Below are 11,057 nucleotides of genomic sequence, written 5' to 3'. Positions count from 1 at the left end.
AAACCAAACCCACTCGTACCGCACGCAGGGGACGAATATTCCCTGAAATTCAGTGGAATGAAGAACAAAAAGCACGACATGAAGCCGAACGCGAGGCTTTTTACCAACGTTGTAAACCTATTTTTGAGCGAGTCAAATCACAATTAATTGAAACTCACTACAACTGGTTTGTTGCAGTTGAACCGGATAGTGGAGAATATTTTGTTGATCAAGATTTAGAAGTAGTTTCATTACGGTGTCGCGAACAGCATCCAGGCAAAATACACTATGCTTTTCGGATTAATGAGTCTGGGGCTTGCGGCACGATATGACGATTTCCGGTTTTTTTGGTGATGAGGATGCACTACTTTTTGAAATTAATTTAATAACATCAGATGGATTAGAATTACCTGTTGAGGCGATGTTTGATACAGGTTTTTCGTATTGGTTAGCGATTAATAAGCAAGATATAGATGCACTTGGTTGGGAACGCTTACAAGAGCAAACAATGCGAACTGCACGGGGAGATGTAAAATTTGAAATCTATGTTGGTCAAGTACTATTTAAGGTAATCCCCATAAATAAATTTAGGGGATTGAGTAAGGACGTAGTACTTAGAGACGCATAACGCAAGAAATACACAGTGCATCAGAAATTTGCAGAACTAGTTAATCAGTGTAGAAGACCAACTGTTGAGTTACTTAGGGAGATGCTTTTATGTAGGCAAGAATTCTCTGAGGCTGAAAGTAATTTCATTACATATATGGCTGGATTTTCTCATCATGAATTTGCACAAAGTTTATTTTCAGACTTTAACTTAGCTTTTTTAGAAGGTACTTCAATATTTTGTGATGGAGACAGCAAGAAGTTTCACTTCAAAATATTAATCAACGATCAATCTCATCACTGTAATAAGTTACACCTGGGAAGCGTAGAGCATGATTACGGCTCTCCAGTGTTTGGCAGTCGTATGGCTTTCAGAGATCAAAATGGCTTATATATTGATAGTCTAGGTAAGCAGTTGCGTGGATTACCTGGAAGCCAGGTTAAAGCCTATATAGCACAGGGTATATCAGGTATAACTGAAAACGTAGTGTCTTATCAAAGAGATTTGCAAGGTTATTGCTTAGTTACTCATTTTGTTATAGTCGCTGAACCCAATGTAGATATCAATTTGAAAACTATTTTCAGCAGAGTTATAGCGTCTATTTTTGTTAACATTTTAGAAAAAAGTGGGTGGAATTTATCGCTTTGCAGATTTGAACATAGAGACGATCTCTACCCATTACTGAAAAACATCTGCTGGTACGTCCTGGATGCCCGACAGCCTGAAAAAATCATAGATTTTCTGCAAAAGATTGGAGCCGATTTCAAACTCATGCAATACGCAGGTAAGGAGTATGATTATCTTCAAGAAGTACTACCTGAGATTGAGGCGATGATATTAGAAATTCTTTCTCGTTTTTAGTTACTTTGAGTAATAGAAACATATTTAGATTCGTAGGGTGGGTTATGGGCTTTAGTCCTAACCCACCGAAAATTTAGGATGGTGCGTTAGCTTATGGGATAACACACCCTACTGGCATGGCAAGGCTAAAATGTTGCATTAAAAATCTCTGAAAAATTGAAGTTTAGACACATAATCGAATTTTTCTATTGCACTACTTTAGCCTTGACACGCCACTACTTCTGAAGGATTTGGGGTGATTAAATTATTTGTGTATACTGTAAGTTTCCTGTTGGAGAAAAGAGATTTTCTCGTGAAGGTTTACTTAATATTCCAATGTTAAGGTGTTGAATTTTGGTGTATTGTCCTCTAAGTCAGTATTTGCTTGCTGATGGGCGATGTCTTCTTCAGCAATTATTTGACTATTCAAAATAGCAAGACGCTGCTGAATCTGATGTCGGCGTGCTTCGAGTTTCTGTAGTTCCTGCTCTAAACGCTCTTTTTCCAACATCATTTTGTAAGCATTTAAGTAAACTCTTGCTTGCGAACGTTGAGGAGGCATTGAGCTAAGTTTGGCTTGAATTTGTCCGCGATTTGGAGTGCGATGCATAATAAATTTCTCTTTGGGTATGAAAGTATTTAGTGTAATTAGCACTTAAAATAAACAGGCTGCGGCTGCTTGGATGCGTTCTAAAGGCTGAACTGAGCGAGGAAGCACTGGTAAGCGAACCATTGTCAAACCTGGAAAATCGCAATTAATGGTTGCTGTAGAAGTAAAGCGGTTGAGAACAAGGTAATTCTGGCTTACACCTATTTCTTGCAGAGATTTGAACAAGCGTTGTTGTTCGGCAAGTACGCTAGCCTGGTTAAGTGTAACCCCAATAAACTCTGCTTGCTGTGGGTCTTTTAGCACTTTTTGGGCTTTGACTACGCGCTGTCGCAAAGTTCGCAAACGCCCCATCAACTCTGTACGACCAAGAACATTTTGATACTTGATCCAGAGTTTGAAAATCCAAGCTAGCCAGTCTGACAGTGCAGTTGGCATTTCTAGAAAACGCAGAAGATGTCCTGTAGGAGCAGTGTCTAAAATAATCAAGTCTTCTTCTTGTTGCTCTAGCAATTCCATTACTGTTAATAGGGAAAGCATTTCATCAATCCCTGGTAAAGCTTGCTCGACAATTTTGCGCCAAGCAACAGGAGCATAAGCCATTTCAATAGCTTCGCTTGTTTGGGTTTCGCCACTCATCATTTCGGCCAGTTCCCACAGGTAATCGGCTCTGAATCGATCGAGAATGCGATCGCTATCTACTTCCTGACCTCGAAGATTGGCAGTTATTTGATATGGTTCGTGTCCTAAACTCAAACCAAAGGCATCACCCAAGGAGTGGGCAGGATCGATGGAAACCATGCGAATTTTGCGATCGCGATGTTGTTGAGCCATCGCCCAACCAATGGCAGCTGCTACTGTGGTCTTGCCTACTCCACCTTTACCGCCAATTAATAACAAGCGACGACCTTGGGTGAGAAAATCTCCAAAGCTAGGAGGAATTTTTTCCGGCCATTGAACTGGGAGTAGATCGACAGGAGATGGCGGTTCCAGCTGAGGAACATGGATTTGGTCGATCAGATGGCTGAGGGCTACAATCCCTAAAGGCTCCTTATCTTGCTGTGGCACGATAAAAATCGGCTTGCCGTTAGCCAGAGCCGTATACTGACCGATCAGCGGTTGTTGTTCTTGGTAACGATCTGGGTCAGTGGCACTGGCAAGGACTTGGTTGACAAACAAGCCTCCGCAAGGAACCTGCATAGTTTGTAAGGCTTCTAGAAATCGTTTTGACTCCAACCAACTCATTGGTTCGGCGATCGCAACTAACAAACAAGCTGTATGGGTAGGATCTTGAAGCAGACGACGACCTTGTGACAGTTCAGCTTTCAGGGTTTGCAAAAATTCGTCAGCGCGATCGGGTGTGTAACTCCCAGCAAAGGTCTTGCTAATATACCGATGCTTTTCTTGAAACAGTTCCAGAGAGTGCAGGAAAGTGTCTAAAAAATCCATCAATCCAAACAAGTTGAGAGTATGACCGCTAGGAGCCATATCCACTACTACTCGATCTACCTGCTGTTCGTTGAAAAGGCGTTGGATCTCTAACAAACCCATCAACTCGTCCAGTCCAGGCCAATTTAAATCCCAAACTGGAAGCAAGTCCTCTCCTTCAACAAAACTACCCCGCTCCACTAACAGTTCTAATACCTGACCGTAACGTTCTTTAAACTTTTGTAGCAAAAGCTTTGCATCCAACGCCCTGACTTGTAGATTGGGTAGTTCCGCTATGGGACGAGGAATGTCATCAACGCCAACTTGTAAGACATCTCCAAGAGAGTGAGCCGGATCGGTTGAGATTAAAAGAATTTGCTCGTTGACAAATTGCTGCGCCCAACGACATGCAAAGGTGCAGGAGATTGTTGTTTTTCCGACTCCACCTTTGCCGCTAAACATTGCAAGGTGTAGGTTATCAAAAAGTTCCATCTCGTTTGTCATTTCCGGCGTTTTAGGATAAAGTTACTACATATTTTTGAAATTTACTTAAGTAATTTCGCTGAATAAAGGTATTTAAAACCTTAATTTTTCGCAGATGGGATTTACAAAACTTGTATATACGGCGGCGACAGGGAAAGTTTCACTAGAGAATAGACCTCTTACATAAATATTTTTGTGTTTCACGCAGAGAGAAGTTTGAGCGGCGGCTTCTGCCGTTCGCCTTTGGCGTTGCCACAGCCATCAAAACTTCGGTGGGCGCGGAGGCGCAGAGAAGAGAAATTTAGGAGCCAGTTGTGTGGCGGGTTTCCCGACTTGAGCAAACTGGTGTGGACTTTAGATGCTTTTGGCAGGCAGCAAGAATTGTATTTTCTTCCTTCTGCCTCCAGCAAGAACTGCCTTTCTTCGGTAATTAATTTTGTTGAGGTACTTACAAAGATTAGCCAAAGAACTATAACTGAGAGAAAGATTTAGCCAGGGGTGTCCAAAGGTAAGGAGATAAGATGGTTAACAGTTCTGAAGGCGATATAAATATTGGATGTAATGTCCAAGGTATTTCTGAATACAACTTTTTTTCTGGAAGTCAGTCTGAGGACATTCATCGTCGTCCACTCAAAATAGACTCTCCCTACTTAGGGCTAAAAACTTTTGAAATTAAAGATAAAGACAAATTTTTTGGACGGGAAAAGTGGATTGCTAATCTTAGCGATCGCTTAAAAAAAGATGATGCACTCTTGCTTTTAGGAGCAGCCTACAGTGGCAAATCATCATTAATTATGGCAGGTTTAATTCCTTATTTAGGGTATCATAAAAATTCATTAATTAATATAACTTTTCAACCAGATGAAAATCCTTTTAAATCTCTTTATAAGTGTCTTGCTTTTACATACGGTAAAAAATCACAAATAGCAGATATTGCAGGAGAAATCAAAGAAAATATCTTAATTCAAATTGTCACAATACTCAAACAAGATTATGAGTGCGTTCTAATTTTTATTGACCGATTTGAAGAACTGTTTACGAAAACTCAAAAGTCGGAACGCAACCAATTTATTGCTAGTCTTGTTCAATTAATCCAGCAGCAGGATAGCTCTGTCAAAATTGTTTTAACAATGCGCTCTGATTTTTTGGATAGATTTAGTGAGTATCCGCAACTTGCGAAGATCCACGATCGCTATAGTTGTATACTCACTAGAATGAGCGATGAGGAATTAAATTTAGCGATCGCTGAACCTGCTGCTAGAAATGGCGTTACCTTTGAACAAGGACTAATTGAGCAAATTATTGATGATTTTCACCAACAAAATGATTCTTTACCACTTCTGCAATACACCCTGGATGTACTGTGGAAAAGCGAAAATCTTCAAAACCGGGTTCTGAAAACAAAGACTTATCAAGAACTAAAAGAGCAAACGTTTAGTTATTTCAGCGAACAAGCTCATCAATTTCTTAATGCTAGTGTTGGATGGCGCGATTCCCATTTGAAAGAAAAGGAACAAGAGATTCAAAAGTTAAACCTTGCATTAACTGAATTAAAACTGCGCGAACAATCTGCCAGGGTTTTGAATTTACTTCCTGTCCAACCGCTAGAGGGTTTGGTATTGGCAATTCAAACAATGGGTGAGAATTTAGAGAAATACCCAAACCAACTTCTAGCTTCTGTTTTGGGAAGCTTAAAGGAAGCAACAAACACACCTACAGAAGCAAATAGCTTGCGCGGACACGAGCAAGAGGTTAATTGTCTAGCCTTTAGTCCTGATGGCAAGTTTATTGCCAGTGGCAGCAGTGATTCTACGATATGCTTGTGGAATATCATTGGCAATCCTACTGCTCAATTTTTGCTGGGACATGAGCAAGAGGTTAATTGTCTAGCCTTTAGTCCTGATGGCAAGTTTATTGTTAGTGGGAGTATTGACGGAATTTTGTGTTTATGGGATTTACAAGGTAATCTCATTACTCAACAGTGGCAGGGACATGAGGAAGGAATTATTGCCGTCGCCTTTAGCTTAAATAGCGATTCTATTGTCAGTGTTAGTTTTGACGGAACAGTGTGTTTGTGGGATCTAGAAGGTAACGCCATTACTCAGCCTTGGCGCGGTCACAAGGAAGGAGTGATTTCCGTCGCCTTTAGTCCAAATAGCGATTCTATTATTAGTGTTGGTTTTGACGGAACGGTGTGTTTGTGGGATCTAGAAGGTAACGCCATTACTCAACCCTGGTACGGACATGAGGCAAAAATTATTTGCGTCGCCTTTAGCCCTGATAGCAAGTTTATTGTCAGTGGTAGTAGTGATTCTACAGTGCGGTTGTGGGACATAAAAGGTAATCCTATTGGGCAACCTTGGCGTGGGCATGAAGGACGTGTCAATTCTGTAGCGTTTAGCCCTGATAGCAAGTTTATTATTAGTGGTAGCTGCGATCGCACAATCCGCTTGTGGGATATTGAAGGCAACCCCATCACTCAACCTTGGCGAGGACATGAAGGACAGGTTAATTCCCTAGCCTTTAGCCCCGATGGCAAGCTGATTGTCAGTGGTAGCGATAAAACTGTGCGTTTGTGGGAGCTACATCAAATACTACAAGATCGGGTCATTGGGCGATCGCAGCGCAAATATGAGAATTGGGTGAATTCTGTCGCCTTTAGTCCTGATGGCAAACTGATTGTTAGTGCCAGCAATGATTCGACACTGCGCTTGTGGGATAGCAACGGCAACCCCATTGGTCAACCTTGGCGCGGACATGAAAAAGAAGTTAATTCTGTCGCCTTTAGTTCTGATGGCAAACTGATTGTTAGTGCCAGCAATGATTCGACAGTGCGCTTGTGGGATATTCACGGCAACCCCATTGGTCAACCTTGGCGCGGACATGAAAAAGAAGTCAATTCTGTTGCCTTTAGTCCTGATGGCAAACTGATTGTCAGTGCCAGCAATGATTTGACAGTGCGCTTGTGGGATATTGACGGCAACCCCATTGGTCAACCTTGGCGCGGGCATGAGTATTGGGTAAATTCCGCAGCTTTTAGCCCTGATGGTAAACTGATTGTCAGTGGTAGTCTTGATGGAACAGTCCGCTTGTGGCACTGTGGGTGGCAAGAATGGTTGCAAGTTTGCTGCAACAGGTTACATTATCATCCCGTCTTTCAAAATCCTGAAAATGGCAGTGATGTAGAAATTGCCCACCAAACTTGTCAAAAATATGTATGGAATCCACAATGCCCTAAACAGTTGAACAACCAAGGTGCAGCAAAGCTAAAAGAGAAAGCTTTTTCAGCAGCTTTGGAGGACTTTAACCAAGCAGTTCAACTTAATTTCACATCGCACTGGAAACATCGCCTTGCTTGGCAATCAGTACCCACAGAGAACCAATAACTCGGTCTACCGCTTGTTCAACTGTGTTGGAGGGTTGAATGGGCGATCGCACTTTTTTTGCTTTCTTCAGTGCTTGGGCAAATGTGCTTTTACCCAAAACTTGAGTAACATAGGTTTCAAATACTGACTTGTTAGTACCACCAGTAAAAGTCATGGTAGCAATGATACCTTCTGTTGACATTGCTTCAATTATCGTCACATTTTTTCCACGTCCATCAGGACAAGTACCATAAGCACGACTACCTTGAGGCGAACGAGCAAAATTCTTTCCTTCCACTGGTGTTAATCCTAAGAGCAACTATTGCCCAATTATTTAGCCGTTCTTGTCTTCAATAATTCTATTGTTAGAATTCCCAAAAATGGAGAATAGATTATCGCAGTGGGTTTTTGAAAGCAACTGTTTAGGATTTAAACTCCTGTTCAATTTGTAAATATTTAGGAACGCCGACGAGTTCTTGGAAATCTTTAAAGTTAACTAAGTCGGGAAAATTAGCTGTAGTTCCTTGTTCTTTGAGATGACGAAAGCAAGCACTTATTACCTGTGTCACTGCCAACAGACCAGTGAGTGGGAAAAAAACAATTTTGAAGCCTAAATTTTGTAACTGGGAAGCAGAAAGTTGGGGAGTTTTACCACCTTCCACAATATTAGCTACCAGTGGTACATTTGGGAAAGCTGCGGTTATGGTTTCTAGTTCCTCAATGGACTGGGGAGCTTCTACAAAGAGTATATCTGCTCCTGCTGCAATGTAAGCTCGACCACGAGCGATCGCTTCTTCTAAACCGAGTGGCCCACGGGCATCGGTGCGAGCAATAATTACTAAACCACTCTCACCACGCGCCTCCACTGCTGCCCGAATTTTTCCTGCGTGTTCTGCCATTGAAATCACTCGCTTGCCTTCAAAGTGACCGCACTTTTTCGGCCACTCCTGGTCTTCTAAAAGTACTCCAGCAACTCCTAACTGCACAGCATCTTTAATAGTTCGGATGACATTCAAAGCATTACCATAGCCCGTATCCAAGTCGGCAATCAGGGGAATATTCACTGACTGAGTAATTCGCCCTACACTATAGAGCATTTCGGTAGCAGTGAGAAAACCGTAGTCTGGCAAACCTAATGTAGACGCAGCAATGCCAAAACCACTAGTAGCCACTACTTCAAAACCTAGTTGTTCGGCTAGCTTGGCACTCAGACAATCGTATACACCAGGAATGACGATAATTTCAGGACGCGCAAGCAACTGCCGCAGTTTTTGTCCAGAAGACATAAAGTAATATACAAATGCAGAAAATCAGGTAACAGTCTGAGGATACAGCGACTTGGTTCATCTTGAATCGGATTCTGATACTGAGTTGGCAATGAGGGGGACAAAGGAGACGAGGGAGAGAATAATAACTCCTAACTTGACTCCTGCCTTGTTCCAATGATAAATATTTATGCGGACTTATTTAGTTATGATATGTGCGATCGCCTTTGGTGTTGGTGGAGCGATCGCTCTTGACTAAGCTCACAGTTCAAAAGCTGAAAGCATAAAAAGACAAGCTGGAAATATTCACCTTGTTTTGATTATCAGGTTTTTCTTCAATTATCAAGTATTTTGCTTGATCCCCATTAGGTATGTGAGTTACCCAACAGAAATATATCTAGCTAAAGCGGATGTAGTTTTTATATCATTCCATGGCAACATGTGAAAGTAACATGATTTCGGCTATTATCACAACCGAACATGGTAAATAACAACTTTTTTTAACTTGTTTAACAGAATGTTGCTGTGGAGTTGTAAACATGTACGACAAAAATGATATAAAAACGATGATTGATGGTATGAGCCTATCCAGTGTATTAGATATACTTTCTCAAGTCTGTTACGAAAAAGCTGAGGATCTTAGAACCGACTGGCAAGACCCTGATACCGCTAGAGCATGGGAGAAAGTCGGTAGGGCTGTAGGAAAAATCAAGATAAAAGGTGACTTATATTAACTAAGTATTGATTAAAAGTTGGGGTGACTGGCGTTAGCGCAGCGTTAGCGACGCAGGAGCGTCACCCGTTCGCTCAAGCACGTTCCCGCAGGGTAGGGTCTTGGAGTTTCACGCCACTCCCCATCCTGCGGGAAGCCGCAAAGTGTCTACAAGTCGGGAGACCCGCCACGGGGGTGGCTCCCCAAGTAGAGCAACTGCCGTGGAGCAGGGGAGGCAGGCAGAGATAATAGCAATTCTTCTAACTCCTAACTCATCACTTTTTCAAGTTAGCCTCCAATGAACAGCAGAAAACTAGTATTTCCCCCACTTACTACTCCCTACTCCCCACTTACATAAAGTTTTTGGCGGTAGCTTCTTTTAGACAAGGTAAACTTATGTGAAGTTGTATTTTTGGTCTGCACGATGATGTTCCGTCGCACTTTTTTGAGCTTATTATTTGCCAGCTGTTTTGCTGTCATTAGTTGGTTGAATTTTGTCCCTGACGCTATTGCTTTAGGTGGCAAACTCCCTACAATTAATCAACCTGCGCCAGAGTTTACCCTGCCAACCAACACAGGTAATGGTATAATTTCATTATCTGACTTGCGTGGTAAGTGGGTAGTTCTCTACTTTTATCCCAAAGACTTTACCGCTGGTTGCACTATCGAAGCTCGTCGTTTTCAGCAAGATTTACCCAAATATTTAGAGAAAAACGCTCAGATTATTGGCGTTAGTGCTGATGATGTTGACTCCCACGCAGAATTTTGCGATTCGGAGGGGCTAAAATTCCCCTTGTTGGCTGATACTACTGGCGCAGTCAGTAAAGCCTACGGTTCTTGGATTGGTTTCGTGTCCATGCGCCATAGTTTTATCATAGATCCTCAAGGCATCTTGCGCGAGACATTTGTCAAGGTCAACCCATCCATTCATAGCACAGAGGTGTTGGCACAACTCGAAAAATTGCAGTTCTCAGCCTCTTAGAAAGTCATACTTATATACAAACGTTAAGTAAGTCGGTGCGAATAAACCTAACTATGTAAAGAAAAGTAAAACTCTGTGCTTGGATCTGAGTAAGCGCTAAAGCGCTTACTACAAACTTTTAATTTTTTACACCGACTTACTTATTAGTAGATGAACAAAAATATTTGCGGTATGGGAAAATATTTATTCTTCTTCCTTAGTCTCTAATCCCCAGTCCCCTAATTGATTCGCTAGGCTATTTATATCCCGGTTCTCTTAAAGCGTGCTATGGATTTTGAAAGCAAAGCTACCGCCCCAGCAGCTACAGACAACATAGAATTTGCTCAGCCAATTACTGCTCGCAAACCATTGGAATTATTACGAGACACTGAAGGTTTGCTACGTCGCCCTACCGTAGCAACACTGGTGCCAATTTTACCGTCAAAGCTGAGCAACAGATTGCAAGCAGCTTCAACATTGGCAGATAATTCCTTGAAGGAATTAGCAGAAATTGATATAGAGCAAATTAACGACTGGGAACTGCGACCTGCACGGATTCGTGTTGGTTTATGCTTTGTTGGTTTTGGGGCACTGATGATACTCGTGCTGCTGCTTTATTTAAATACGTTACATGCACAACTAAATGCAGTTGAACAGATTCAGCATTTTTGGCATCAATATATTTGGTTTGTCTGTTTGGGTATAACAGGAATGTTTATCTTGGGTCGAGAAGCAATGCGTCCTACTCCAAAGCAGCCAAAATTAAAAAAGAAGAACTTTTCATGAGTAAATATTTTGTAATTCGTAATT

At 41.7% G+C, this 11,057-nt stretch carries 13 protein-coding genes; 8 read left to right on the top strand and 5 right to left on the bottom strand.

Annotated elements, in window-relative coordinates; genetic code table 11:
• The 3 genes from RMY31_RS24535 to RMY31_RS24525 all read left to right on the top strand — a co-directional run.
• Positions 1–311, top strand: a 311-nt coding sequence (locus tag RMY31_RS24535; RefSeq protein ID WP_409878311.1) for a hypothetical protein, incomplete at its 5' end; no start/stop codon positions are given.
• Positions 308–607 (top strand): aspartyl protease, encoded by a 300-nt coding sequence (locus RMY31_RS24530; RefSeq protein WP_409878309.1) that lies wholly within the window; start codon positions 308–310, stop codon positions 605–607. The genes RMY31_RS24535 and RMY31_RS24530, both read left to right, overlap by 4 nt.
• A 15-nt stretch (positions 608–622) precedes the next feature.
• Positions 623–1,447 carry a hypothetical protein gene (locus RMY31_RS24525; RefSeq protein WP_409878307.1) on the top strand — a complete coding sequence of 275 codons (825 nt, stop codon included), beginning with the start codon at positions 623–625 and terminating at the stop codon, positions 1,445–1,447.
• A 304-nt stretch (positions 1,448–1,751) separates the two neighbouring features.
• Here RMY31_RS24525 and RMY31_RS24520 read toward each other — a convergent pair whose 3' ends face one another.
• From RMY31_RS24520 to RMY31_RS24510, 3 genes are all read right to left on the bottom strand, one after another.
• The gene (locus RMY31_RS24520) at positions 1,752–2,036 is read right to left on the bottom strand and encodes a hypothetical protein (protein WP_409878305.1); all 285 of its coding nucleotides are present in this window, start codon (positions 2,034–2,036) and stop codon (positions 1,752–1,754) included.
• A gap of 45 nt (positions 2,037–2,081) precedes the next feature.
• A complete protein-coding gene (locus RMY31_RS24515) occupies positions 2,082–3,965 on the bottom strand; it encodes an ArsA family ATPase (RefSeq protein WP_409878303.1) in 1,884 nt (627 codons plus the stop codon).
• 179 nt (positions 3,966–4,144) lie between these two features.
• The gene (locus RMY31_RS24510; RefSeq protein ID WP_409878301.1) at positions 4,145–4,354 is read right to left on the bottom strand and encodes a hypothetical protein; all 210 of its coding nucleotides are present in this window, start codon (positions 4,352–4,354) and stop codon (positions 4,145–4,147) included.
• 111 nt (positions 4,355–4,465) lie between these two features.
• Here RMY31_RS24510 and RMY31_RS24505 point away from each other — a divergent pair, with 111 nt between their 5' ends.
• Positions 4,466–7,330, top strand: a complete 2,865-nt coding sequence (locus RMY31_RS24505) for an eIF2A-related protein (RefSeq protein WP_409878299.1) — start codon at positions 4,466–4,468, stop codon at positions 7,328–7,330.
• Here the strand turns inward: RMY31_RS24505 and RMY31_RS24500 are convergent.
• Entirely contained in the window at positions 7,272–7,607 is a 336-nt protein-coding gene (locus tag RMY31_RS24500; protein ID WP_322661165.1) for a hypothetical protein, read from the bottom strand. The two genes, RMY31_RS24505 and RMY31_RS24500, sit on opposite strands and share 59 nt — an antisense overlap.
• 124 nt (positions 7,608–7,731) lie before the next feature.
• Complete coding sequence (locus tag RMY31_RS24495; RefSeq protein ID WP_322661038.1) at positions 7,732–8,595, bottom strand: oxaloacetate decarboxylase; 864 nt, start codon at positions 8,593–8,595, stop codon at positions 7,732–7,734.
• Positions 8,596–9,113: 518 nt separating this feature from the next.
• Here RMY31_RS24495 and RMY31_RS24490 point away from each other — a divergent pair.
• The 4 genes from RMY31_RS24490 (at position 9,114) to RMY31_RS24475 (ending at position 11,033) form a co-directional block, all read left to right on the top strand.
• Positions 9,114–9,308: a hypothetical protein gene (locus RMY31_RS24490; protein ID WP_322661040.1), complete on the top strand. Its 195-nt coding sequence runs from the start codon at positions 9,114–9,116 to the stop codon at positions 9,306–9,308.
• Between the two features lie 23 nt (positions 9,309–9,331).
• On the top strand, positions 9,332–9,535 hold the full coding sequence (locus RMY31_RS24485; RefSeq protein WP_409878297.1) for a hypothetical protein: 204 nt from the start codon (positions 9,332–9,334) through the stop codon (positions 9,533–9,535).
• A 175-nt stretch (positions 9,536–9,710) separates the two neighbouring features.
• Complete coding sequence (locus tag RMY31_RS24480; protein ID WP_322661156.1) at positions 9,711–10,268, top strand: peroxiredoxin; 558 nt, start codon at positions 9,711–9,713, stop codon at positions 10,266–10,268.
• A gap of 267 nt (positions 10,269–10,535) precedes the next feature.
• The gene (locus tag RMY31_RS24475; RefSeq protein ID WP_322661042.1) at positions 10,536–11,033 is read left to right on the top strand and encodes a hypothetical protein; all 498 of its coding nucleotides are present in this window, start codon (positions 10,536–10,538) and stop codon (positions 11,031–11,033) included.
• The last annotated feature ends 24 nt before the right edge of the window (positions 11,034–11,057 follow it).

It is taken from the genome of Dendronalium sp. ChiSLP03b (assembly GCF_034531165.2).
Taxonomy (GTDB): Bacteria; Cyanobacteriota; Cyanobacteriia; order Cyanobacteriales; family Nostocaceae; genus Dendronalium; species Dendronalium minutum.
This window is presented reverse-complemented; position numbering and strand designations above follow the sequence as displayed.